At 66.0% G+C, this 24,550-nt stretch carries 26 protein-coding genes; 6 read left to right on the top strand and 20 right to left on the bottom strand.

The window, feature by feature from the left end:
* The first annotated feature begins 66 nt into the window (after positions 1-66).
* Genes NED98_RS12115 through NED98_RS12100 form a run of 4 tightly spaced genes read left to right on the top strand, consistent with a single transcriptional unit; the run spans position 67 to position 3,177 of the window.
* Positions 67-1,218, top strand: coding sequence for an LLM class flavin-dependent oxidoreductase (locus NED98_RS12115; protein ID WP_265313185.1), 1,152 nt, complete (start codon positions 67-69; stop codon positions 1,216-1,218).
* 60 nt (positions 1,219-1,278) lie between these two features.
* Positions 1,279-2,265: a quinone oxidoreductase family protein gene (locus tag NED98_RS12110; protein ID WP_265313184.1), complete on the top strand. Its 987-nt coding sequence runs from the start codon at positions 1,279-1,281 to the stop codon at positions 2,263-2,265.
* Positions 2,262-2,603: a hypothetical protein gene (locus tag NED98_RS12105; protein ID WP_179511057.1), complete on the top strand. Its 342-nt coding sequence runs from the start codon at positions 2,262-2,264 to the stop codon at positions 2,601-2,603. Before NED98_RS12110 ends, NED98_RS12105 begins: the two co-directional genes overlap by 4 nt.
* Positions 2,596-3,177 (top strand): Dabb family protein, encoded by a 582-nt coding sequence (locus NED98_RS12100; RefSeq protein ID WP_265313183.1) that lies wholly within the window; start codon positions 2,596-2,598, stop codon positions 3,175-3,177. The genes NED98_RS12105 and NED98_RS12100 overlap by 8 nt, the downstream gene beginning before the upstream one ends.
* An 87-nt stretch (positions 3,178-3,264) precedes the next feature.
* On the opposite strand, the gene NED98_RS12095 is transcribed toward NED98_RS12100, so the two are convergent.
* Both NED98_RS12095 and NED98_RS12090 read right to left on the bottom strand, forming a co-directional pair.
* The gene (locus NED98_RS12095; RefSeq protein ID WP_179511059.1) at positions 3,265-3,723 is read right to left on the bottom strand and encodes a nuclear transport factor 2 family protein; all 459 of its coding nucleotides are present in this window, start codon (positions 3,721-3,723) and stop codon (positions 3,265-3,267) included.
* Between the two features lie 14 nt (positions 3,724-3,737).
* Positions 3,738-4,172 carry a nuclear transport factor 2 family protein gene (locus NED98_RS12090; protein WP_179511060.1) on the bottom strand — a complete coding sequence of 145 codons (435 nt, stop codon included), beginning with the start codon at positions 4,170-4,172 and terminating at the stop codon, positions 3,738-3,740.
* A 79-nt stretch (positions 4,173-4,251) separates the two neighbouring features.
* Here NED98_RS12090 and NED98_RS12085 point away from each other — a divergent pair, with 79 nt between their 5' ends.
* Together NED98_RS12085 and NED98_RS12080 are read left to right on the top strand one after the other, a co-directional pair.
* On the top strand, positions 4,252-5,046 hold the full coding sequence (locus NED98_RS12085) for an SDR family oxidoreductase (RefSeq protein WP_349293259.1): 795 nt from the start codon (positions 4,252-4,254) through the stop codon (positions 5,044-5,046).
* Positions 5,047-5,051: 5 nt separating this feature from the next.
* The gene (locus NED98_RS12080) at positions 5,052-5,813 is read left to right on the top strand and encodes a 3-oxo-5-alpha-steroid 4-dehydrogenase (RefSeq protein ID WP_265313182.1); all 762 of its coding nucleotides are present in this window, start codon (positions 5,052-5,054) and stop codon (positions 5,811-5,813) included.
* 37 nt (positions 5,814-5,850) lie between these two features.
* On the opposite strand, the gene NED98_RS12075 is transcribed toward NED98_RS12080, so the two are convergent.
* From NED98_RS12075 to NED98_RS11990, 18 genes are all read right to left on the bottom strand, one after another.
* The gene (locus NED98_RS12075) at positions 5,851-7,560 is read right to left on the bottom strand and encodes an FAD-binding protein (RefSeq protein ID WP_265313181.1); all 1,710 of its coding nucleotides are present in this window, start codon (positions 7,558-7,560) and stop codon (positions 5,851-5,853) included.
* On the bottom strand, positions 7,557-8,531 hold the full coding sequence (locus NED98_RS12070; RefSeq protein ID WP_265313180.1) for an alpha/beta hydrolase: 975 nt from the start codon (positions 8,529-8,531) through the stop codon (positions 7,557-7,559). The genes NED98_RS12075 and NED98_RS12070 overlap by 4 nt, the downstream gene beginning before the upstream one ends.
* A 2-nt stretch (positions 8,532-8,533) precedes the next feature.
* A complete protein-coding gene (locus tag NED98_RS12065) occupies positions 8,534-9,601 on the bottom strand; it encodes an alkene reductase (RefSeq protein WP_265313179.1) in 1,068 nt (355 codons plus the stop codon).
* Positions 9,602-9,603: 2 nt separating this feature from the next.
* A complete protein-coding gene (locus tag NED98_RS12060) occupies positions 9,604-10,224 on the bottom strand; it encodes a nuclear transport factor 2 family protein (protein WP_265313178.1) in 621 nt (206 codons plus the stop codon).
* Positions 10,217-11,017 (bottom strand): SDR family NAD(P)-dependent oxidoreductase, encoded by an 801-nt coding sequence (locus NED98_RS12055; protein ID WP_265313177.1) that lies wholly within the window; start codon positions 11,015-11,017, stop codon positions 10,217-10,219. The genes NED98_RS12060 and NED98_RS12055 overlap by 8 nt, the downstream gene beginning before the upstream one ends.
* A gap of 3 nt (positions 11,018-11,020) precedes the next feature.
* On the bottom strand, positions 11,021-11,566 hold the full coding sequence (locus tag NED98_RS12050; protein ID WP_179511067.1) for a nuclear transport factor 2 family protein: 546 nt from the start codon (positions 11,564-11,566) through the stop codon (positions 11,021-11,023).
* Positions 11,567-11,571: 5 nt separating this feature from the next.
* The gene (locus tag NED98_RS12045) at positions 11,572-12,321 is read right to left on the bottom strand and encodes an SDR family NAD(P)-dependent oxidoreductase (protein ID WP_179511068.1); all 750 of its coding nucleotides are present in this window, start codon (positions 12,319-12,321) and stop codon (positions 11,572-11,574) included.
* Positions 12,322-12,390: 69 nt separating this feature from the next.
* Entirely contained in the window at positions 12,391-14,829 is a 2,439-nt protein-coding gene (locus NED98_RS12040; protein WP_265313176.1) for a TonB-dependent receptor, read from the bottom strand.
* Between the two features lie 19 nt (positions 14,830-14,848).
* Entirely contained in the window at positions 14,849-17,245 is a 2,397-nt protein-coding gene (locus NED98_RS12035; protein ID WP_265313175.1) for a TonB-dependent receptor, read from the bottom strand.
* 23 nt (positions 17,246-17,268) lie between these two features.
* Positions 17,269-18,021 carry a glutathione S-transferase family protein gene (locus tag NED98_RS12030; RefSeq protein ID WP_265313174.1) on the bottom strand — a complete coding sequence of 251 codons (753 nt, stop codon included), beginning with the start codon at positions 18,019-18,021 and terminating at the stop codon, positions 17,269-17,271.
* Positions 18,018-18,491: a nuclear transport factor 2 family protein gene (locus NED98_RS12025; RefSeq protein ID WP_265313173.1), complete on the bottom strand. Its 474-nt coding sequence runs from the start codon at positions 18,489-18,491 to the stop codon at positions 18,018-18,020. The genes NED98_RS12030 and NED98_RS12025 overlap by 4 nt, the downstream gene beginning before the upstream one ends.
* Positions 18,488-19,000, bottom strand: coding sequence for an SRPBCC domain-containing protein (locus NED98_RS12020; RefSeq protein ID WP_265313172.1), 513 nt, complete (start codon positions 18,998-19,000; stop codon positions 18,488-18,490). Before NED98_RS12020 ends, NED98_RS12025 begins: the two co-directional genes overlap by 4 nt.
* Positions 19,001-19,269: 269 nt before the next feature.
* Positions 19,270-19,983 (bottom strand): EthD domain-containing protein, encoded by a 714-nt coding sequence (locus tag NED98_RS12015; RefSeq protein WP_265313171.1) that lies wholly within the window; start codon positions 19,981-19,983, stop codon positions 19,270-19,272.
* Between the two features lie 160 nt (positions 19,984-20,143).
* Positions 20,144-20,692, bottom strand: a complete 549-nt coding sequence (locus NED98_RS12010) for a VOC family protein (RefSeq protein ID WP_179511074.1) — start codon at positions 20,690-20,692, stop codon at positions 20,144-20,146.
* Positions 20,682-21,287: an NADPH-dependent FMN reductase gene (locus tag NED98_RS12005; protein ID WP_179511075.1), complete on the bottom strand. Its 606-nt coding sequence runs from the start codon at positions 21,285-21,287 to the stop codon at positions 20,682-20,684. The genes NED98_RS12010 and NED98_RS12005 overlap by 11 nt, the downstream gene beginning before the upstream one ends.
* 204 nt (positions 21,288-21,491) lie before the next feature.
* Complete coding sequence (locus NED98_RS12000; RefSeq protein WP_284699544.1) at positions 21,492-22,319, bottom strand: 3'(2'),5'-bisphosphate nucleotidase CysQ; 828 nt, start codon at positions 22,317-22,319, stop codon at positions 21,492-21,494.
* Positions 22,319-23,527, bottom strand: a complete 1,209-nt coding sequence (locus NED98_RS11995) for a DUF1214 domain-containing protein (protein ID WP_265313170.1) — start codon at positions 23,525-23,527, stop codon at positions 22,319-22,321. The genes NED98_RS12000 and NED98_RS11995 overlap by 1 nt, the downstream gene beginning before the upstream one ends.
* Positions 23,524-24,546, bottom strand: coding sequence for a zinc-dependent alcohol dehydrogenase (locus tag NED98_RS11990; RefSeq protein ID WP_265313284.1), 1,023 nt, complete (start codon positions 24,544-24,546; stop codon positions 23,524-23,526). Before NED98_RS11990 ends, NED98_RS11995 begins: the two co-directional genes overlap by 4 nt.
* Positions 24,547-24,550: the final 4 nt, after the last annotated feature.

Here is a 24,550-nt window from a genome sequence, read left to right as displayed (position 1 = left end):
GGACCAAGCGCGCGCATCGCTCTCCGCTTATTCCGGCTGCAAGTCAGATCAGGAAGGTGGAGAGCGATGAAATTCTCGATCATTTACGAAGCCCAGATGGTGGACACGTCGCGCGAGAACGAGGCGCGGACGTTCCATGAAATCATCGAGCAGTCGTTGCTCGCCGAGGAAATGGGCTTCGATAACGTGTGGGCGGTCGAGCATACCGCGCTGACCCAATATGCGCATATGTCGGCGCCCGAGACCTTCCTCGCCTTCCTCGCCGGCAAGACCACGCGGCTCGGGATCGGTCACGGCGTCGTCTGCCTGCCGCCCGCGATGAACCACCCGGTCAAGGTCGCCGAGCGCATCGCGACGCTCGACATCCTGTCCAACGGCCGCGTGCATTTCGGCATGGGCAAGGGCGGCACGCAGCAGGAGGCCGGGACGTTCGGTTACGACCTGAATGACCTTCAGCCGATGATCGACGAGTCGATGTATCTGATCCCCAAGATCATGGTGCAGGACGAGATCGAGCACGAAGGCACCTACATCAAGATCCCGCGCCGCCCGATCCACCCCAAGCCGTTCCAGAACCCGCACCCGCCGATCTATATGGCCTGCACCCGCGAGGCGACGCTCGTCGCCGCCGGTTCGCGCGGCATCGGCGCTTTGGTGCTGGGCTTCGCCGGCCCGGACGATATCGCCAAGAAGAATGCGGTCTATCGCGAGCATTTCCGCAATCGTAAGCCCGAGGATCAGGTCGGCTTCCGCCCGACCGAGCATCTCGCCGCGCTGTGCCCGTCGATCGTGCTCGATGACCGCGAAAAGGCGCGCAAGATCGGTCTGCGCGGGCAGCGCTTCTTCGTCGAGAGCCTCGGCCACTGGTATCAGGGCGGCCCGAAGCCGACGATCGACGAGGAGCTGACCGGCGACCAGCAAGCCGCGATCCTCCAGCAGGAGAAGGAAGCGGTGGTCGCCTATCTCTCCGAGGAGAAGATCGCGATCGGCACCGAACATACCGGCAGCTACGAGGAAGTGCAGGACGCCTACGGCACCGCCGACGACTGCATCCGCTATGTCCAGCGGCTGTTCGACTCAGGCGCCGACGAGATCCTGTTCCTGTTCCAGATGGGCGGCGTGCCGCACGCCGCGATCATGGAGACGATCCGCAACATCGGCGAGAAAGTCATCCCGCACTTCCGCGCGTTGGAAGCGGCGAAAAAGGCGGCCGAATAATCTCCCTCCCACCTGGCCTGCCCAATCGGGCGGGCCATTTTTTTAGGCGAGGAGAGAGAGATGCGCGCGATTGCGATCACCGGCTTCGGCGGCCTCGAGCGGCTGCAACTGGCCGACTTGCCCCAGCCGACGCCGGGACCGGGCGAGGTGCTGGTCAAGGTGGCCTATGCCGGGGTCAACCCGGCCGACTGGAAGGCGCGCGAGGGCAAGCTCTCGCGTTATTTCGAGTATAAATTCCCGTTCGTACTTGGGTTCGATCTTTCCGGCACGGTTGCGGCGGTCGGTGCCGGGGTCGAGGGGGTGAAACCCGGCGACGCGGTGTTCGGCATGTCGAAACAGGGGCAGGGCGAGAATGGCGCTTATGCCGACTATTGCCTCGCCTGGCCGGCGATGCTCGCGCCCCCGCCGCCCGCGATGAGCGCGGCCGAAGCCGCCGGGCTGCCGGTGGCGGGCGTCACCGCTTATGGCGGGCTGGTCGATGCCGGCGCGCTCAAGGCCGGGCAGAGCGTCCTGATCAACGGCGGCGCCGGCGGGGTCGGCAGCCTCGCGATCCAGATCGCGCGCGCGGTCGGCGCGCGGGTCGCGGTGACCTGCGGTGCGCGCAACGCGGATTATGTCCGCGAGCTCGGCGCCGAGCGCGCGATCGATTATGCCAACGAGGATGTCGTCGCCGCGGTGCGCGACTGGACCGGCGGCGCAGGGGTCGATCTGGTGCTCGATGCGGTCGGGCTCGATACGTTGCTGCCGCGCGCGACCGAACTGGTGAAAGCGGGCGGCCGTTTCGTCGAGATCGAGACGTTGATCTCGGCGGCGAGCGAGGAGCAGGTCGCCGCCGCGGCTACGAAGGGCGTGACGATCCTCTCCAATATGGTCGCGGTGATGCGCCAGCCCGAGCATCTCGCGGGGCTCGCGGCGATGTGTGCCGCGGGCAAGGTGCGCGCCGCGCCGACCGAGGCGCTGCCGCTCGCCGATGCCGCCGAGGCGCACCGGCGCGTCGAAAGCGGGCATGTCCGCGGCAAGATCGTGCTCGCGGTGGCGGCGCAATGACCGCGGTGCAGATCATCGACGATCTCGTCGCGCGGCCGGGCGAGGGCAAGGCGCTGCTCGATGCCTATATGGCCGATTACGCCCCCGGCGCGCGGGCGCGCGGGATGGTGCTCGATCGCGTGCTGGTCAGCCCGCCCTTGTGGATGGACGATCAGCCCAACACGCTGACGATCGTCTGGAATGTCGAGGGGGCCGCGGGCTGGTGGGGGATGCGCCTCGCCGCCGGCGCCGATCCGAGCGCGACGGCGTTCTGGGAAACCGCCGGCGCCCGGCTGGTCAGCCGCGCGCGCCGCTTCGCCGCGGCGCCCGAGGATGTGGAGACGCTGTGCAATGGCTAAATTCACCGCGCTGATCACGCTCCAGCCCGGCGCCGATCGCGACGCCTTCGCGCGCAATATCGGCGATGCGACGCTCGCCCAGCCGACCTTGCCGGGGGTGTTCGACGGGGGCGACCTGATCCTCCACCGTCAGGTCGCGAACGAGGCCGTCCCGAGCGACGCGGCGATCGCGCATATCGACAGCGCCGTCTACGAACCGATCGGCGGCGGCGCGCATGAGCCGGGGCTGCGGAACGGGGTCTATCGCTGCCTGCTGCTCGCGGTGAAGCCGGGCACGCCGGAGGCGACGGTACGTCAGTTCGAAAGCGAGACGCTGGCGATGCCGCATTATATCGGCACGATCCGCAACTGGCGGTTGAGCCGGGTGACCAAGGCGAGCGGCGCGCGCGTGTGGACGCATGTGTGGGAGCAGGAATATGCCGATATCGGTGGGCTGCTCGGGCCGTATATGACCAACCCCTATCATTGGGCGCGGGTCGATCGCTGGTTCGATCCGGAATGCCCGGAGTGGATCGTCGATACGCGGCTGTGCCACAGCTTCTGTGCGTTCGAGCGGAGCGTGCTCAATCCCTGAACAGCGCGAACGGCCCCATCAAAGTACTACCTTGATGGGAACCCAAGGCGGGGACCCAGACTGGGCCTCCGCCTCCGCGGGAGCACATTAAGTCCGCGCGCTCGTCACCACCGGGCCTTGCGACAGCGCGCAAGTATAAACGCGCGCCTTCACCCGCCAGCCGTCGGAGGTGCGGACCAGCACATCGTCATATTGCCCCCACATCGAATAGAGCGCGCCGGGGAAATCACCCTGGCCGAGATGCACCGCATAATAATGCACCTTGGCCCGCGCACTATCGCCGTCGATCGCGATGCGGAAATTGCCGACATTGTGATGCGTCGCGCCGCAATTGGAGTTCGGCCCGAGATTGGCGTGCATCGAGGCAATCAGGCTTGCGCGGTCGGGGCTGATCACACCGGGGCCGAGCGCCTGGGTATAATCACCCGTCGCATCGGCGGCGAAGACTTCGTGCAGATCATCGAAAGTCTTCCCGTCGACGATCTCGCAATAGCGGATATAGACCTGCTGGATCGCGCGCTCGTCGAGCAGCATTTGCAGCGACATAGGAATCCTTCCTCTCACGAAGCCTGGGGGATTGCGGCACCGAGCAGCGACGGATCGCCGACATGCGCGGCGAGCGCATATTCCCAGCGCGTCGCGCGCCACCCCTCGGCGGTGCGGCGCCAGCGCACATGATAGCGGCCGATCGCCTCGTAGACGCGCGTCGCGTAGAGCTGATCGCAATGGAAGGCGCGGAACGGAGTGGTGCTGGTCGCGGTATCGCCCTCGACGGTAGCGAGCGTTGGCCCGAACAGATGCTGCGTCGGCCCGCACGGATCGAGGAAGCCGCTGATCATCGCGACGAAATTGGCGCGTCCGCGCACCGCCTCGGGGGCGAGCGTCACCGCGGCGACGTCTTCGGCGAACACCTGATCGAGCAGCGCCCAGTCGCGCGCGTCGAGCGCCTGCGAATAGGTCGCCATCGCCACTTCGATCGCTTGCCGATCGTCCATCGCTCTCTCCTGATTCGTAATTTGATTGCTTGAATGTAGCGCAAAGTGGGTCGAAGGTGCGTAAAAGATATCTGCTTGCGTGAAGGAGACGGGTGTGGGGCGGTTGAGCGGAAAGATGGCGCTGATCCTGGGCGTCGCGCCCGGCAATCTCGGCGAGCATATCGCGCAACGCTTCGCCGACGAGGGCGCGCGGCTGATGATCGCCGGGCGTCGTGCGGAACCGCTCGACGAAGTGGCCGCGCGGGTCGGCGCGCTCGCGCAAGTCTGCGATATCGAGAAGGAAAGCGATATTCGCGCGCTGGTCGCGGCGGCGCAGGAACGGCTGGGTCGAATCGATATCGCGCTCAACGCCACCGGCTGGGGGCTGCTCAAGCCGTTCACCGAGCATGACCGCGCCGAGCTGGAGCGGATGTGCGCGGTGCAGTTCATCGGGCCGTTCCAGCTGTTCCAGTCGCTGGTCGAGGTGATGCCGGCGGGCGGGTCGATCATCCAGATCTCCTCGGTCACCGCGACGATCATGTTCGATCACCACGCCGCTTATATGGGGACCAAGGCGGGGCTCGATCACGTTATCCGCTGCGTCGCGCACGAATATGGCCATAAGGGCATCCGCGCCAATTCGCTGTCGCCGGGCGGGATCGCCGATACGCCGATGTCGGGCGGCGGGCTCGATCTGCCCAAGGTGCGCGATCTCTATGCGCGCGAAATCCCGCTCGGGCGGCCCGGCGTGGCAGGGGACGTGGCGGATGCGGCCTTGTGGCTGGCGAGCGACGAATCCGCCTTCGTCACCGGGCAGAATATCCATGTCAGCGGCGGGCAGACGCTGCGCCGCAATCCGTCGATCGGGGAAGTGTTTGCCGCTTTCGGAGGGTGAGCGCGATGCTTGAAGGGGCGTATCGGATCGGGCTGGGGCTGATCGTCGCAATGGGGCTGATGGCCTTCGCGACGACGATCCGCGCCCCCAACGGCTATGGCCGCTATCTCAATAAGTTCGAGGGGACGATCGCCGCGCGCCCCGGCTGGCTGATCTTCGAGGCGCCGCAGTGGATGGCCTTCGCGCTGACCTTCTGGTTCACCGCGCGCGCGATCAATATCAATGCGGCGACCTTGCTGCTGTTCGGCTTGTGGCAGGCGCATTATCTCTATCGCGGGCTGGTGATGCCGTTTCTGATGCGGATTGGCAGCAAGCGGCTGCCGATCGCGACGATCTGGTTCGGGCTGCCGTTCAATGCCCTCAACGGTTTCGTGAATGGCTATGCAGTGGGGCATGCCGAGCATCTGGCGAGCGCTTCGTGGCTGGGCGATCCGCGCTTCATTGCCGGCCTCGCGATCGCGGGCGTAGGCTGGGTGATCAACGTCCATTCCGACAATCTGCTGTTCCGGCTGAGGAAGCCCGGCGAGACGGGGTATCGCGTGCCTTACGGCGGGATGTTCCGCTTCGTCTCCAGCGCCAATTATCTCGGCGAGATCATGTTGTGGATCGGCTGGGCGATGATGACCTGGACCGCGGCGGGGCTGATCTTCGCACTGTTCACGATCGCCAACCTCGGCCCTCGCGCGCTGAGCCACCACAAATGGTATCGTGCGACCTTCGCCGATTACCCGCCCGAGCGAAGGGCGCTGATCCCGTTCATCCTGTAACGTCATCCCCGCGGAGGCGGGAATGACGGAACGGGCGCTACCGGTTCGCCCGCGCGACATGCCGGGCGACGCGGCGGCCGGAGAAGAAGCAGTCGGCGTAGGACAGCCCGCTGACATAGGTCTGCGAGGCGATGCCGACCGCGGTGCGCCCGGCGGCGTAGAGCCCGGGGATCGGCTTGCCCGCCTTGTCGAGCACCAGCCCGCTCTCCTCCTCCACCCGCAGCCCGCCGAAGGTGATGACCGGCAGCGGCAGGAATTTGCTCTCTACCGAGATATCCATCGCGTAGAACGGGCCGCGCTCGATCGGCTGCATATCGCTGCGCTCCTTGCCGAACGCATCCTCCACCTCGCCGCGCGCGGCGCGGTTATAGGCCGCAACCGTCGCCGCGATCGTCGCGCGGTCCAAGCCGATCTTGTCGGCCAAGGCATCGAGCGTCGGCGCCTTCACCGCGTTGAACGCCAGGTTGAGCAAGGTCACGTCGCGCTGGAACGGCACGAGCATCGGATCGCGCGCCTGTTTGAACGCCTGTTTGCGCAACGCCGCGTCATAGATCAGCCAGCCGATACCGCCCTGATGATCGCCGATATGTTCGCCGAGCGTCGCGCCATAAACGGTTTCGTCGACGAAACGCTCGCCTTTGGCGTTGACGACGATCGCATCGGACCACGCCTTGGGCGGGTTGATGAAGCGCCACGCGCTGATCTTGTCCATCAGCGCGGTCGATCCGCCCGCGGTCATCCCCAGCACGATCCCCGCGCCCTGATCGCCGAGCGTGCCGTTGGGCATCCCCTTGGCATAGGCCGGCGCATAACGCGCGACCATCGCCGGGTTCATGATGAACCCGCCCGCGCTGAGCAACACACCGTCGCCTGCGCGCAGCCAGCGTTCCTCGCGCGCGCTCGCCTCGATCTTCATCGCTTTCCGGAGGAAGTGATTGCCGAGCCCGATCGTCACCGAGGCGAAAGGGAGGGAGGGCGGCAGCGCGGCGAGCAAGGTATTGGCGCGGCGGATATAGCGGGTGAAGCGCGCCGCGGCGGCAGAACCGGCGGGGATCGACAGCACCTTGATCCCGACCACCCGGCCGTTGCGGTCCATCACCAATTGCCGCGCCTCGGTCAGCGGGTGAAAGGCGAGGCCGAGCCGCAGCGCCGATTGCCGCAGCGGATCATAAATCCCGACACCGAGCCCCCAGGCTTTCTTGCCGTTGCGGGTATAGGCGCGGTGGCCGCGCGCGGCTGGCCTTGCGATCTTGCGATAGCTCGCGACGAGCGAATTGTCCGGGTGGTAGAGGAAGTAATCGAGCGGCGGATAGGACGCCTTCTTGCGCCACACCTTGGCATTGAGCTTGCCGCCGTGCTTTACAATCCAGTCGATCGTCGCCGGGCTTTCCTCGACGAAGCGGCGCAAGGTCGCATCGGCGACGACCTCGCCCGCCTCGACTTTGAGATATTTGTACATCTCCTCCGGCGTGTCTTCCTCGCCGGCCTCTTTCTGGATCGCCGTCCCGCCGCCGGCATAGAAGACGCCGCCGTTCGCCGCCGTCGAGCCGCCGCCCTCGTAGCGGTCGATCGCGATCACGCTGACTCCGCGTTCGAGCGCCTCCAGCGCCGCCGCCACCCCTGCACCGCCGAGCCCGACGACGACCAGATCGGCGGTCTCGGACCAGGGGTGCGCATCGGGATCGTCGAGCACAAGCGGGTCTTCGACCGCGAGGTTCAAACCGGCGGCAAGCGGCGAAACGGTCATGCTGCGGCGATTGTCCCGAGAAATTCGACAAGTGTGGCGTTCACGTCCGGGGTGCGTTCGAGCTGCATCATATGCCCCGCCTTGGGCAACATGCGCACCGCGCGGACATCGGCGTGATGATCGGGAATATGCGCGATCGGATCGTCGCCGTGCCACGCCTCCAGATCGACGTCATTCTCGCTGCCGATGAAATAGAAGGGGGGCGTGCTCTTGATGCCCTCGAACGCGCGGCGCTGTTCCCAGCGAATGTCCATCGCGCGATACCAGTTGAGCCCGCCGGTGAACCCCGAGCGGCTATATTCGGAGACGAAGAATTCCAGCTCCAGCTCGTTCAGCCACGCCCAGGGCAGCGGCGGCGGCTCGGGCAACGCGTCGATATAGGCGGTGCCGGGCGGGTGGCTCCAGACGTTGAGATAGCGGTAATCGCCCGACAGAGCGTAGAACACTTTCGACAGGAACCGCCGTGGTTCGGCGTTCAGCGCGGTATCGGCCGGGCCGTAGGGGCGGAAATAGTCGATGTGGATGAAATGGTCTTTGGCGTGTTGCGCCGCCTCGGCCAGCGGCGAGATCGCCGGATCGTGGACCGGGAAGGGGTTCTCCAGCCCGATCACCGCGCGCACGCGCTCGGGGTGGCGCAGCGCAAGGTCGTAGATCGTGAGGATGCCGAAATCGAGCCCGACGAACACCGCCTGTCGTTCGCCGAGATGGTCGAGCAGCCCGATCAGATCGCCGACGGTGTGATCGACGTCATAAGCGCGCGGGTCGGCCGGCGCCTCGGTCTGTCCCATCCCGCGCATGTCGGGCGCGACGATGCGCCACCCGGCGGCGGCGAGCGCGGGTATCTGGCGGTGCCAGCTGAACCAGATATGCGGAAAGCCGTGGCACAGGATGACCAGCGGGCCTTCACCCTGTTCGACATAATGCATGTCGATATGGTTGATGCGGGCATAGCGGTGCATCCACGCGGCCATAATCAGCCCTCCGTCAGCGCGGGATAATCGGTGTAGCCCTCGGGGCCGGCGGCATAGAGCCCCTTGAGCTCGAATGGCGCGAGCGCGGCGCCCTCGCGGAAGCGGCGGACAAGATCGGGGTTGCCGATATACGGGCGGCCGAACGAGACCGCATCGGCGCGACCGTCGCCGACGATCTGCTGCGCCTCGGCGAAGTCGATGCTTTCGTTGAGGATCAGCTTGCCGCGCCAATTGGCCGCGGCGACCGCCACCCCGTCGACCTGCGGCACGTTGAGCCGGATCAGGTGGAGATAGGCGACGCCGAGCGGCGCGGCCGCCTGCAACAATGCGGCATAGGTTTCGGCCGGGTCGTCGTCGTGGATGTCGTTGAACGGATTGCCGGGGCAGATGCGGAAACCGACGCGATCGGCGCCGATCGCGCCCGACAAGGCCTCCAGCACCTCTACCGTGAAGCGGATGCGATTGGCGACGCTGCCGCCGTAGAGATCGGTGCGCCGGTTGGTCCCGGTCGAGAGGAATTGCATCGGCAGATAGCCCGAGGCGCAATGCAGCTCGACCCCGTCGAACCCTGCCGCCAGCGCGAGCCGCGCCGATTGCGCATATTCCTCGACGATCCCCGCGATCTCGTGCGTTTCGAGCGCGCGCGGCATATCCATCTCGACCTGCCCGGCGCCGTCGGCGAAGATCTTGCCGCGCGCCTGCACCGCGGAGGGGGCGATCGTCTCGGCATCGGGATGCTTGTTGAGCCGGCTGGCGATGCGCCCGCAATGCATCAACTGGACGACGATCCGTCCGCCCGCGTCATGCACCGCATCGGTCACCGCGCGCCACCCGGCGGCCTGTGCCGCATTGTGCAGCCCCGGGGTGCGGCAATAGCCCTTGCCGGTCGCGCTCGGCTGGGTGCCCTCGGTGACGATCAGCCCGGCGCTGGCGCGCTGGCGGTAATATTCGGTCATCAGCGCATTGGGCACGTCGCCCTCGCCGGCGCGGCTGCGCGTCATCGGGGCCATCACGATCCGGTTGGCGAGCGACATCGCGCCGAGCTTTACGGGATCGAACAGGGTGGCCATCGTCAGCGTACCCGGACGCGCGGCGCCTCGGCGGTGCCACGCATACGATTGATGAACTGGTCGAGCGGCGCCGGTTCGGGCACCGGTCCCTCGGGCGCGCCACCACGCGCCCAGAATTCGCGCCACGAAGGGAAGAGTTCGTGGAACCCGCCTTCATAGGGTTCGCGCCCCGGCCAGCGCATCTTGCGGTCGCCGATCGGCGGCTTGTTGAGATCGGTCGCGTACCAATAGAGCGGCAGCCGGCGACGGAAATACCAGCGCCCGTCGATCCGCTCATAATCGTCGACATACATCATCTGCATGATCACCCATTCGGGGCCGGTCTCATGCTCGTTCTTCGAATAGACGATCCCGCGCGCGTGATCAGGATCGTCGAACTCGATGATGTGCCCGCCGATATGATGCGAGGTGCCGTTGAACTGCACCCGCATCGTCTCGTCGAGATAAGCGCGCAGCGCCTCGCGCCCGCTGGTTTCCTTGCCGACGCGGACATCGACGGGGAACAGCCCGACCATCGCGTCCATGTCGCGCATGTCGAGCGCCAGCGCATATTTGGCGGGCAACTGGCGGATCGTGTCGAGCGATTCGAGCCGGTCGATCCGCGCGGCGAGATCGTCAGACAAAATACGAGCCTCCGTTGACGGTGACGACGCTGCCGGTGGCGTAGGAGGATTGGTCGCTGGCAAGGAACAATGCCGCCGCGGCGATCTCTGCCGGCTGCGCCATTCGGCCGAGCGGGACGGCGGCCTCCATCGCTTTCACCGCATCGTCAGGGACACTTTGCATGATCGGGGTGTTGGTCGGGCCGGGGTGGATCGCGTTGACGCGGATGCCGCGCGGCGCGACCTCGCGCGCCAGCCCGCGGGTCAGCCCGACGATCGCCGCCTTGCTGGTGACATAATGGATCGGGCCTTCGCCCGACGCCGCCGAGGTGGAGGCGATATTGACGATCGATCCCCTGGTGCCGTCGCGCGCCATCAGCCGCAAAGCGGCGCGCGCGCACCAGAAGGCGCCGTCGAGATTGACCCCGATCACCCGCCGCCAGCCCTCGTCGGACATATGGATCGTCTGATCGGGATAGACGCTCGGCGTCTCGCCGCGCGCGATCTGTGCCTGTCGCTCGGCGACCGCGGCATAGAGCTCGGTGCTGCCGTCATTCGGCCCCTGGCCGGTGCCGGCATTGTTGACGAGGACATCGACCCCGCCGAACTCGGCATCGATCCGCGCGAAGGCCGCGTCGACCGAGCCGCTGTCGCTGATGTCGCAGGCGACGCCGAGCATCCCCGCCGCGATGCCGTCGACCCGCATGTCGAGCACCGCGACCCGCGCGCCCTCGGCGCGGAACGCCTCGGCGATCGCGCGGCCGATCCCGCTCATCCCGCCGGTCACCACCGCGCGTTTGCCGTCGAGCCGCATCGCTCAGTCTCCCCGCTTGAGCAGGCGGAAGAAATCGTAGGAGGGGTCGGTCGGACCCGGCTGGCCGAATTTCGATCCGGCGAGGAACGGGTGGTCGCGATCGATGATCGAGGGCGCGTGGACATTCGCCCAGTCGGTGACGATCGCGCGGTGGAGGAATTTCCACTTGCCGCCGCGGCGTTCGTATTTGTCGAAATAACGCCCACCGACCAGCACGTCGATCGGCCCGTCTGGCGTCCGCGCGCGGTGCATCGCCAGCAGATAGACCTCGCCCTCGGCATAATCGCCGTCGATCGCGAGATTGATCGTCGTGACATTGTGATGAAGGATTTCCATCGGTGCCTGGATCTCGGGCAGCTTGTCGATGAACTCCATCGCCGGCCCGCAAAAGAACGCGCCGTGATCGTCGATCGCATCCTCGTGATAGAGCGTCCGCATCTTGGCGTGGTCGTGCCGGTCGGCAGCGTTGCAATAAGCCGTGATCAGCGCGCGGATTTCCTCGCGGTCGAGCAATTCCTGCACGCGCGGATCGAGCCCGGTGTCGGTCATCATCGTCATCCTGCAGTCTGCCCGCCGTCGACCGCGAGCATCGCCCCGGTGATGAAGCGCGCTTCTTCGGAGGCGAGGAAGGCGATCGCCGCAGCGATATCGCCCGGCTCGGCCATCGGCGCGATCTTCGGCGACATGCGCTCGACCAGCGGCCATTCGACCCCCTCGATCGCGTTGAACCCGCCCGCGATCAGCGGCGTATCGACCGCGCCGGGGCATACCGCATTCACCCGCACCCCGCGCGAGGCATATTCGATCGCCACCGCCTTGGTGAACCCGACCACGCCGTGCTTCGACGCGGCATAGGCCGAGGCATAGGCCGTCCCGACCAGCCCCGCCGCCGAGGCGACGTTGACGATATTGCCCTTCACCGCTTCGAGGAACGGCAGGGCATGTTTGCTGAGGTGGAATACCCCGGAAAGGTTGATGTCGATCAGCTGGCGCCACGTCGCCTCATCGATCTGCGCGGTATGGCCGAACCCGCCGATCCCAGCGACATTGCACAATATATCGAGCCGACCGCGCCATTTGCGCGCGGTGGCGATCAGCGCTTCGCACGACGCGGCGTCGCCCGCGTCGAACGCGAAGACCGCGCTGTCGGTGGCGAGGCTCCCCGCGGTGCGCATCGCGCCGTCAAGATTGCGGTCGGCGCAGATCACCAGCGCGCCCTCGGTCGCGAGCCGCACCGCGGTGGCGCGGCCGATCCCCGATGCGGCGCCGGTGACGAGCGCGACTTTGCCGTTCAAGCCTTTCATCGATCCTCCCAGTCGCGCGGTCGAAGGGGGCGGGGGGCCGGCGGCGCGGCGCGCCGGCCCCCTTTGCCGTCAGAATTTCAGCGTCGCATCGAACCCGAAGGTGCGCGGCTCGCCGTAATTCACCCCGGCGATGCCGATCGACGGGCCGAAGTCGATCCCCGCTTGCCGCGTGTGCTGATCGAGCAGGTTGTCGCCATAGACGCTGAGACGCAGCGTCGCGCGACCGGCCAGCGCGATGTCCGACAGCGCGATGCGCACCCCGAGCAGATCCTGGCCCGGATCGGCGATCACCTCGTTCGCCGGGTTGAGCAGGTCGATCGTGTGGAAATAGCGCTTGCTGGTGTGCGCATAATCGACCCGGAACATCAGATCGGCGAAGCCCAGCGAATGCGACGCCTGCGCCCCGACATGCACCGTCCAATTCGGCACATAAGGGAATTTGGCCTGTTTGGCATAATCGCCGACGACCCCGGTCGCGGGATCGACGATCAGGAATTCCTTATATTTCGGATCGACATAACCCAGGCTGGCATCGAGCTGGACGCGCCGGATCGGCACCGCCAGCGCCTCGATCTCGAACCCCTGGTAACGCGCATTGGCATTGGGGATGAAGCCGTTGCCGCCGGCATATTGCGGCACCTGCAGATCGTCATAATCGGTGCGGAAGATCGCGCCGTTCAGCCGCAGCCGGTGATCGAAGAATTCGGTCTTGAACCCGGCTTCATAGGCCTTGGCCTTCTCCGGCCTGAAGGTGAACGGGAAGGTCCGGCCGGTCGCGAGGTCCACGCCCGCGCGCGCATCGAACCCGCCCGACTTATAGCCGGTCGAGAAACGCGCATAGGTGAGGATATCCTTGGTCCACTGGAAGCTGACCGAGCCGAGGTACGACCAGTTGCTGAACGACAGATCGCCGCTGCGCGACGGGCCCGGGGTCGGGCCGGGGTTCGGCAACTGCCCGGTGAAGGGCTGGGCGGTGGGGATGCTCGTTTCGTCGATCGAGCGGCTGTCGTGGGTGTAGCGGATGCCGCCGGTGAGTTCGAGCCGCTGGTCGAGGATCATCGGCTTCCAGCTCACCTGCCCGAAGCCGGCGACGGATTCGCTGCGCGTGTGATAGGCGAGCGTCTGGCCGAGGTTGACCCCGATCAGATCGATGTTCTGCGCGCTCAGCGCATTGCCGACCGCCGCGGGGAAGCCGAGCGCGGCGAGATAGGCCGGCGGCAGGACGAGCGTGAAGTCGTTGGTGTTGAACTCGCTGGCATGTTCGTTGAAATAATAAGCGCCAAGGACGTAGCTCAACGTATCGGTCTTGCCGAGGATCTGGAATTCCTCGCTGAACTGGCGCTGCTTCAGGTCCTGCTCATAAGCGACGAACGGCGAGACGCGCTGCACCGACCAAAGTGTCGGCGAGGTAAAATCAATCACCTGTCCCTTGAGATTGCCGGCATAATTGGTCGGCTCGATCGAATCCCAGCCGCGCCACGCGGTGATCGACTTGAAGGTCAGCGCCTTACTCACCTCATAAGCCGCGGTGATCGACGTGCCATAGGTCTTGGCGGTCTGCTGCCCGACATATTCGTAAGGCACCTTCTCCATATATTGCGGGCTGACCACGAACTGGTCGCCGCCATAGGACGGCGAACGCGCGAAATAGGTCGCCGCCGGCTGATAGGCGCTGACGATCTCGAACGGCCCGCGCTGGCCCTTGGCATAGCTATAATCGCCCGTCACATCGACGGTCAGCTTGCCCCAGTCGCCGTGGATCTTGCCCCACGCCGAGGTCGCCTTGCGCGCCCCCGGATCGCGGTTGCTGGGCGTGTTGGGATTGTCGACATAGCCGTCCCGCTCGCGCTGCATCACCGAGAAGGTCGCGGAGAGGCCGGTGTCGCCCCATTTGCCGGTATCGACCGAGGCGCGCGCGAACCAGCTGTTGAAGCTGCCGTAACCCGCCTTGAGCTCGGCGCCGAACACGTCCGACGGCTTCTTGGAGATGATGTTGATCGCGCCGCCGGTGGTGTTGCGCCCGTACAGCGTGCCCTGCGGCCCGCGCAGCACCTCGATCCGTTCGGGGTCGACCAGATCGAAATTATTCGCTGCCTGCCGCCCGAGATAGACGCCGTCGAGATAGACCCCGACCGGGCTGTCGATCGTCAGCAGCGGCTCCTGCGAGCCGATGCCGCGGATATAGGGCTGGGTGCCGGTGATGCTCCCCGAGGATTCGGTGATCGACACGTTGGGGACGAGTTGGCTGAGCTTGTCGACGCTCTTGAAATTGAGCTGGTCGAGCGTCTGCGCGCCAAGCGCCGAGACCGACACCGGGGTCGACTGGAGGTTTTCCTCCTGCCGGCGCGCGGTGACGACGATATCGGTGATGCGGCCTTCGTCGACGCCGGCCCGCTGGGGGGCGGCCGGCGCCGGCTGCGCCGCGCTATCTTGCGCCCGTGCCGGCGCGGCGAGCGCGACCGACAGGGCGGCAAGGCTTGCCGCGACGCAGATGTGGGAACGGTTCATTCGGAACTCCTTGCGAGACTTAGAACTTCACGCCCGCCGTCACCCCGAAGGTGCGCGGATCGGGGAAGTAAGCGACCGTCAGCCCGCCGAAGCCGGGGCCGAAATCGATGAAGTTCTGCGGGTTGCGTTCGTTGGTGAGGTTGCGCACCCACAGCGAGATTTCCGCCTTGGTGCCGGCGAGCTGGATATCGCCCAGCGAGGCGCGCATGTTGACGATCGTGCGACCCGGCGACTTGGTGTTATTGGCATTCTGATCCGACGGGCTCGCCGTCACCAAAGCATAAGGGAAAGTATAGTAAGACGACACGAAGTTCATGTCGGCGATCAGGTTGAACTTGCCCCAATCCCCCTGCGCGACGCGCCAGTCGGCCCCCATCGAGACAGTATATTTCGGCGCGTGCGGGAAGGCGCGGTTGTTCGACACGTCGGTGGCGACCCCGTCGATATAATCGATATAGTTCTTATACTTCGCGTGGAGATAGGCGAACGAGGTGTTGAACGTCAGCCAATCGGCCGGGCGCGCGATCGCCTCGATCTCCAGCCCGCTGATCCGCGCCGCAGCGGCGTTGCGCACGATCGACGCCGCCGCACCTTCGGCGGTGAAGATCGATAGCTGGATGTTCTTGTGATCGTCGAGGAAGCCCGCGACGTTGAACTGCAGCGTATTGTTGAGCAGCTTGGTCTTGATGCCCACTTCGTAGCTGTTGACCGTCTCCGCCTTATACGGGCAGGTCAGTTCGGCCGGCGCGGCGCAGCCGGGCAGCGAGGCGGTGGTGCCGACGATATTGGTCTCGCCGTTGAACCCGCCCGATTTGAAGCCCTTGGCATAGCGCGCATAGAGATTGATGTGATCGGTCGGCTCGTATTTGAGCGTCACTGCCGGGCTGAAATCGTGGAACTTCGCATCGGGCACCCCGCCGAACGGCACGTTGATCAGCGTCGTCGCCTGCGGCGTGTTCGGCTGCGCGATCAGCAGCCGGCGGATATCCTTGCGCTCGTGCGTATAGCGGATGCCGCCGGTCAGCGTCACCTTGTCGACGATCTTCAGATCGGCCTGCGCATAAGCGGCATAAGCTTCGGTATGCGAAGCATAGTCGGATTCGAATGCGGTCGCGCCGCCGAAGAAGGACTGCGGCCCGAGCGTCTCGGCGAAATCCTTGAAGTAATAAAGGCCGGCGACATAGTTCAGCCGGTCCTGAAATGCCTTGCCGGTGACCTGCAATTCCTGGCTGAACGCATGATAACGTGTCCGCCGCCCGGTCGCCGCGACCGGCAGCGGCGAGCCGTCGAGATCGAGATTGTCGTCGAAGCGCAATTGACGGAAGCCGGTGATCGACTTGATCGTCGTCTGCGCCCCGACATCCCAGGTCGCGGTCAGGCTATGCCCCTCGGTCCGCGTCCGCTCGTAGAGCGGGTTGGCGTCGAGGCTGGCGGTCGATTGCCGCGTCTGGTTGGTGTAGAGATTGAGCGGGAAGAAGGCGCCGACGAAGCCGTAAGACGGCGAATTCGGATCGAAGATGTCGCGCGGATCGCCGTTGCGGTTGACGCGATAGAGCTGCGCATAATCCGGCCGCTGGTGATAGCGGCTGTAATCGAACGAATAGTCGAACGTCAGATTGTGCGCCGGCTGCGCGCGCACTTGCGCCATGAAGCTTTCGCTCTGCAGGTCGTTGGTGCGATCGGTCGGGTTCTTCCCCGCAAGGAACGCCTGCGGATAGGGATTGGGCACCAGCTTGATGAAGCCGTCGCGGCGCTGGATCGTCCCCGACAATTTGACCGAGAAGATGCCGATCTTCGGCAGATCGAGCACAGCCTTGCCGCGCCAGAAATTGTAATTGCCGTAAGTGATCTCGGCTGAGCCGCCCCATTCGCCGCTCGGCTTTTTGGTGATGAGATTGACCGCCCCGGCGAGCGCATTGCGGCCGTAGAGCGTGCCTTGCGGGCCGCGCAGCAGTTCGACGCGCTCGAGATCGGCGACGTCGAAGATCGAGCCCTGCGCCTTGGCGATATAGACGCCGTCGAGATACAGGCCGACCGCCGGCTCCCAGGTGATCGCCGGGTTGATCGTCACCGAGCCGCGGATCGAAATCTGGCTGATCGTCTTGTTCGAAGGCGCGCGCTCGATCTTCACGTTCGGCGCGATCGAGCCGAGCCGGTCGATCGAACTGATGTCGCGCGACTGGAGGAACTGGCTGCTCACCGCGGAAATCGCGATCGGCACGTTCTGGACATTTTCGGCGCGCTTCTGCGCGGTCACCACGATATCGCCGATCCCGGCGCCGCTGCTATTGTCGGCCGGGACGGGCGCGGCCTGCTGCGGCGTGGCGGGCGCGGTCTGCGCGAGCGCGGGCGGGGCGCCCAGCGCGGTGATCAGCGCGAACAGGCTGGCGCTCGATGCGTAAACTCGGTTTCTCATCATTCCATCCTCCCCAAAGGCATTCATTGCGCCGTTTCGGCGCCGGTAAGCTTGTGGCTGTGATCGTGGCGTCCGCGCCCGAAGAAGCGATCGAGCGCATCGGCATCAGCCCTGCCGAACGCGGCCCGATCGGCGGGCAGCAAGGCATCGAGCGCGGCGGTGGCGCGCGGCGTCGCGGGCCGCTCGGCGACGCGATCGAACCAGCGGCGCAGCGCGGGCAGCCCGCGCCAGCGATCGCGCCCGTCGGTGAGCAGCGGGAATATCGCGTCGGCGGTCCTGACCCACGGCCAGGTCGCGATATCGGCGAGGCCGTAATCGTCGCCCGCCAACCACGGCGATTGTGCCAGCCGCGTGTCGAGCACCCCGAGCAGCCGCGCGACCTCGCTCTCATAGCGCTTCAATCCGTAGGTCTCGGTCGGCGCATAGCGGAAGAAATGGACGTACTGGCCGAACATCGGACCGATCGAGGCGGTCTGGAACATCAGCCATTGCAGCGCGATCGAGCGCGGCATCGCCACGGCCGGCAGGAAGCGCCCGGCCCGTTCGGCGAGATAGAGCAAGCCGGCGGCGCTTTCGAACACCGCGAACGGGGCGTCCTGCGCGTGATCGATCAGCACCGGCACCTTGCCGCTGGGATTGAGCGCGAGGAATTCGGGCGTCCGCTGTTCCCCGGTGAATACATCGACATGCCGCAGCCGATAAGCCAGCCCGCATTCCTCAAGCATGAGGACGAGCTTGAGCACATTGGGGCTGGTCATGCCGAGGATCTCGATCATGCCGCTGCGCCCCCGAGAATGTGGAAGGTCAGCGCCGGATCGGGATCGTTGAATACGCGCTCATAGATGCGGGTATAGGTCGCGCGGCGGATCTTCCACGCGCCACCCTCCAGCACATATGTGTCGCGATAGGTCGCCGCGCCGATCGTCGTGAGATTATTCTCCTTGAGGTTCAGCGCATAATCGACCAGCCGCCACTCGCCGTCGGCGGTGCCGTCGCCGTGGACGTCGATGATCGGGTGGTGGACGGTGTGGCAGGCGACGAAATCCTTGTTGAACGCCGCGCCGAGCGCCTCGAGGATCGCGTCGCGCCCCTCCGCCTGAAAGCGATAGCTGCCGCCCTGATAATCGACCGCCGCATCGGCGGTGAACAACGTCTCCAGCAGCGGCAGATCGCAGGTGTCGATCCCGCGGCAATAGAGATATTTGACGCGCTTGATGCGTTCGATCGCTTCGAGGTCCAGCGTCATGCCGTCGCCGCCTCCTTGCGGCGGGCGTGGATCGCCTCGGCGCGCGCCTTGAGCGCCTGCGCGGTATCGTCGAACGCGCGTTTCACCCACGGCCCGCAGAAGCGCATGACGTGGATGCCGGTGTCGCCGAGGAAGGCGTCGGTCGAATGATAGGCGCAGCGCTCCGGCCCCAGCGCCTCGATGATCTGGTCGCGCCGCGCCGGATAGGGCCAGGCATCGTCATAAGGGAGCTGCCACGACAGCAGCTTCTCCGGCTCGAATGCGCAGACATATTCGCAATTGGGGAAGGTCGCGTCGGGCTCGGTGTAGCTTTTCAGCGTCATGTGGACCGGCGCGCCCATTTCCAGCGTCGATTCGGCGGCGATGCAGAACGGGTTCCACTCGCCGTAGCGCGGCAGATCGGTGAGGATTTCCCAGATCAGCGCGGCGGGGGCGTCGATCTCGACACGTTCCGACCTCACCACCGCATCGGGGTTGAACCAGGTCCGGGGGTCTTCGCCGTCACACATCACCGCTCTCCTGCTGCGCATCCTGCGGGCAAACGCCGTCGATGCTGCTTCTTTGCGCAGAATATTGGCGCCAAGCGGCGGGCTACGTCAAGCTTGCAATACGCATTTCGTGGTGATTTGCCGAAAAAAATCCGCATTTGCGGAAATGTGATGCGGCTTTGTCACAAGACATCCGCTTTGCTCTCACGCCCTCAAAAGGAGCCGGGATGCGCGTCTTACGACGCGACCCGTCCCCCGGCCCCTCCCTTTTGGGGAGGGGATGCGCGTTTTCAGCGGCCCAGCCGCTTGATCTCGAACTGGCTGGTCGGGATGCAATCGATCCGGTCGAAATCGATGAAGCGCGCGCAGCTTTCCATCATCTGCTGCTGGTTGGCGGCGAGCTTCGCCGGGTCGTTCGGCGCGTCGAAATAGACCCCTTCGTCGGTCAGCGCGGCGCGCGGGAAACATTCCTCGACCATCGCGGCATAATCGGGCGCGCCATAGGTCAACGGGCGGATGACGAGGTTCTGCACATATTCGAAATTGGCCTGCGTCTCGATCCCGGTGACGGTGTGATCACGCTGCCAGATCTCGCGCCACGCCTCCCACGTCAGCCGCGGCGGGCGGCCGAGGAACACGACCTGCGAGAAGCCTTCGGTGCGCACGCCCGGCTGGGGCGGGTGCCGGTTATTGGCGATAGCGGTCGATTCGCACACCAGCCACGCAGCGAAGCGCGGCGCAGCTTCAGCGACGATCGCGTCGAGGGGCTGGCGGGCGATATCGCGCGCGCTGTCGATCCACAGCTGGACCACCGCATCCATCTGCGGATTGGTCGAGGCCATGCGTGGCGATGTGCCGTTGGCGACATCGGCGTCCTGCAGATTGATGCGCACCGCATAGGCTTGCTCGGCGAGCCGCGGGGCGATTTCGTCCTTCAGCCGGGCGTTGAACGCGTCGCGGTCGGTGGCGGTGTCGCGCCACAGCGCATAGACGATCTTTTCCATCGGATGGCTCTCCCAAACAGTCCGTTAGAGTAAACTACCCCCCGTTCGCCCTGAGCCTGTCGAAGGGCTGTCCTTCTTCCTTGGAAGAAAAGGGCAGGGCTTCGACAGGCTCAGGGCGAACGGAGGAGGGGAAAGTGCGATCTATGCCGCGTGTTCCCGGTCAGCTCGCGAAATCATATTCCGCGCCCGCGCTCGCGCCGTCCCAGTCGCGCGAGGCGACGACGCCGCTGGTGAAGCCGTCGAGCGTCGCGGGATTGGCCTCGATCAGCTCGAGCAGGATCGTCGGATCGTGCGGCGCTTGCAGATAGGCGACGCGGGTCGCGCCGCCGCCGGCTTCGGCGTCGAACAATAGCTCCAGCCCGTTGCGCGCCGCCGTGACCTTGGCGGTCGCGACATCGTCGACCAGCCATGCAATGTGGTGCATCCCCACGCGCACCCGCCCCGCACCGTCATGATAAGGCGACGGGCCTTCGCCAAGCGGACGGATGATCTCGATCTGCATCCCGTCCTGATAGGAAAGCGCGACGTCGATCGTCACGCTGACCGGTTGGCCGCGATACCGCCCTTCGAGCGTGACGTTGCGATAGACCGTCCATGGCCCGACCCCGGCGAAGCGCCGCCAGCTTTCGGTCGAGGCGTCGAGATCCTCGGTCAGCCACGCGGTCTGGCGGATGGCGCCGAGCGACGCGATCAGCCCGTCACGCGTCATGCTGCGCCTCGGCCTGTTCCAATATCGCGCGGGCACGCGCCGCGGTGGCGATCTCGCGCCCCATCTGATCGAGCATCGCCGCGATCTTGGGATCGAGGCACGAGCCGTCGGGGGCGAACACCGGCTCGATCGTGTTGACCGCAACCCCCATCGGGGTGTTCCACCCGCGCAGCGCGTGGACGATATTGCGCAGCGCGGTCAGCGTGTTGACCGCGCCCTGCCAGCCGGCGCCGGTCGCCACGCTGCCCACCGGGCGGCCGTGGAAATAGGGGTTTTCGTCCTCGCGCATGTCCTCGGTGTAATCGAGCGCATTCTTGACCAGGCCGGAGATGCTGCCGTGATAGCCCGGCGAGCCGAGGATGATCCCGTCGGCGCGACGCAGCGTCTCGACCATCTCGCGCGCCGCGTCGCAGCGATCGGAGGTCGAGGGATTGAACAACGGCATGTCGAGCTGCGCGCCCGCGATCAGCTTCACTTCCGCGCCAACGGCTTCCGCCCCCTTGAGCGCCAGCACCAGCGCCTTTTCGGTCGAGGAATCGGGCTTCAGCGTCCCGCCGAGCGCGACGACGAAGGGGCGGGGCGTGGGATTCGTCATGCAGCGGACCTTTTTTCTTGCTGTTTCAGGGTCTAAACTCATTCAGGACAGCGTCGTGATCGTCCGGAGAAGCCCGCTGGCAAGGAGCGCAGCGCAGACGCGTAGCAATAGCTACGCGCAAGCAAGCGACGCCGTCCAGCGGGCTTCTCCGGGCGACCCCTTCGGGGCGGGCGGCTTTTGGCGCCATGCGGCGTCGCGCGTCGGTCACGATGCATGAGCATCGCTCTCTCCTTGCTCCTTGCCTGGCACCAAAATCCGCTCCGTCACGGCGTTGTCCTGAGTGAGTTTAGACCCTAGCGCGGCGCGCACCCGGGCTGTGAGGTGCTTGGGGCAGATCAACAGATCGGGCAAGCTGGGGTTGGCACTATTGTAGCGCAAGGGCGCGCCGTCGATGCGGGTCGCCTCATAGCCCGCGGCGAGCGCGACCGCGGCGGGGGCGCAATTGTCCCATTCATATTGCCCCCCGGCGTGGAGATAGATGTCGCCCTGGCCGAGCAGCACCGCCATCGCCTTGGCACCCGCCGAGCCCATCGGCACCAATTCGGCGCCCAGAGCTGCGGCGACCGCCTCCGCCTCGGCGGGCGGGCGGGTGCGGCTGACGAGCAGGCGGACGCGTTCGGGACGCGGCTGATCGGCGGGCGGCGCATCGGTGCGCAGCACGAGGTCCTGCCCCGGCAGCGCGACCGCGCCGATTGCCGGCGCGCCGTCGATCGCCAGCGCGATATGCACCGCCCAGTCGCCGCGGCCTTCGGAATATTCGCGCGTCCCGTCGAGCGGATCGACGATCCACACGCGGGACTTTTCCAGCCGCACCGGATCGTCGACGCTTTCTTCGGAGAGCACGCCGTCGTCGGGGCGCTGCGCCTTGAGCGCTTCGAGGATGAAGGCATTGGCGACGAGATCGCCCGCCTTGCCGAGCGCCTTGCCGGCGATCAGCCCGCTGTCGCGCAGATCGAGCAACAGGCGGCCCGCGGTCTCGGCGATCTGCGCGGCGAGCTCGGCGTCGCAGGACAGGGCATGGGTGTCGGTCATCAGGCGGTTACCTCTCCAGTCATCAGCGCTTGTGCATTGTCGAGATAACCCCAGCCTTCGCGCGCCAAATCCTCCACTTGGACTAAATGGACCGTGACCGGCGGCGGGGTTTCGGTCTTGATCAGCCGCAGGCTCATCCCCCCGCGGACATGGCCCCAGGTCGGCACCCAATTGCCGCCGTCGAGCGCGGGGCGCGTCGCCGAAACCACGATCCGCACGGAGCCGTCGGGCTCGTAATGCGCGCGCAATTTGTTCACGTACCCCAGCCCGTCCTCGTAACAGTCCAGATTCTCCTGCCACATCGAGCAGAGCTGGAAGATCCACGTTTCGGTCTCGGGCGGGGTGAAGCTGAGCACCAGCGCCTGATCCGGCTCGATCCGCCACGTCCCGAAGGCGTGGTGACGATCGGCGACCCCGCCGTTCGAGAGATAGAGATTGCGTGAGAAGCGGAGCATATTGGGGAGGTCGGCAAGCCGCTCCTGCCACCAGGCGCGGACCAGCTCGACATAGCCGAGCACCTCATTGCCCGCCTTGGCCAGCCCGCTCGCCACATCGGCAGGGGCGATCGGGGAGGAGGCGGTGCCGTCGACGCGCTCGATCCGCATCACCGGTTCGCGCTCATTGGCGCGATCGAGGTGGACGATGCGGATCAGCAGCCCGCAGCTGTCGGCGGTCAGCGGCAGCCAGTTGCGCGCGCGCTCGGCGCCGCCCACCCACACTTCGAAATTTCCCTCGGCGTCGAAATCGATCGCGTCGCTCTGCAGGAAACCGGTGGTGTTGAGCCGGGTGACGTCGAAATCGGCGAGCGCGGCAAAGCCCTCGCCCGCCCAGTCGCGCGCGGCATGATCGCGCGGGATGGGCGCGTTCCACGCCGCCATCACGAAATAGGGCACGGTGCCGCGATTGCCGGTGATGCGATATTCACGCGCTTCATCGAATTCGCAGAGCAGATGATCCTGATCGGGGCTCTGGAAATTGATCGTCGAGCGCCACGGCACGTCGCGCAGCCGCGGCCGGTTGGGCTCGCAATTCTCGACGAAGCGCTCGCAGCCGTTGCGCACCAGCCTGGTGAGGAAGCGGTAGAATTCGGCGCGATCCTGCGCGTCGGGCTCGTCGCCGAAACGATCGATCGCGCGCCCGGCGAGTTTGAGCTGGTCGCAGAAATCGTCCCACGCGCGGCCGGTGAGGAGGCGTTGTTCGGCGCTCATGCTGCTTCTCCGAAAGTGACGAGAACCTTCGCCGCACGTTCGGTATCGGCGGCGGTGGCGAAAGCCTCGGTGAAATCGCGGAAGTCGAAACGGTGGCTGACCAAAGCTGTGGTATCGATCGCGCCGCGCGCGAGGATATCGACCACCTCGGCGAATTCGGTCGGATAGGCCATCGCGGTGGTGATCCGCATCTCCTTCGCCAGCACCAGCGCGAAATTGACCGGCACATCCTGATGATGCACCGCGATCACCGTGAGATGCGCGTGGAAGCGGGCATTGGCGAGCACCGCGGGGATCACCGGCGGCGCGCCGGACACCTCGATGAACTGGTCGGTATCGACCACCTTCATCCCGTAAAGCTCGCTCGTGCCGTGTTCGGCGCCGATTGTGTCCCAGATATCGCCGTCATCGGGGTTGAGCGTGACGCGCGCGCCGAGCGCACGGGCGCGGGCGAGCCGGCCGTTCGAGCGATCGACCGCGATGATATCGGTGATGCCCTTGTGGCGCAGCATCGCGACCACCCCGAGCCCGATCGGCCCGGCGCCGAATACCACCGCTTTCTCGCCCGGCTCGGCGCCCGAGCGATAGACGCCGTGGAGCGCGACCGACAGCGGCTCGACCAACGCGGCGGTCTCGAAATCGAGCGTGTCGGGGATCGGATAGACCATCGGCTGCGAGCTGATGTCGCGGACGAGGATCAGCGGGGCGAAGGCGCCCGCGCCGCCGCTGCCGATATAATTGCTCGGCGTGGTGGGATCGACGACGACCCGCTGGCCCGGCGCGACCCCGCTGACCTTGCTGCCGACGGCCTCGATCGTCCCCGAGAATTCATGCCCGAGCGGCACCGGTGCGCCGGTCCCGCCGACCGGCAGGCCGCCGGCGCGGGCATAGCCGAGATCGGTGCCGCAAATCCCGCAGGCGGCGACGCGGACGACGATATCGTCGGGGCCGGGCACCGGGGTTTCGATCTGGTCGATCCGCACGTCATTGGGGCCGTGGACGGCCACGCTGGGCATCATCGCG

Origin of the sequence: Sphingomonas lycopersici (assembly GCF_026130605.1) — a bacterium.
Lineage (GTDB): Bacteria > Pseudomonadota > Alphaproteobacteria > Sphingomonadales > Sphingomonadaceae > Sphingomonas > Sphingomonas lycopersici.
This window is presented reverse-complemented; position numbering and strand designations above follow the sequence as displayed.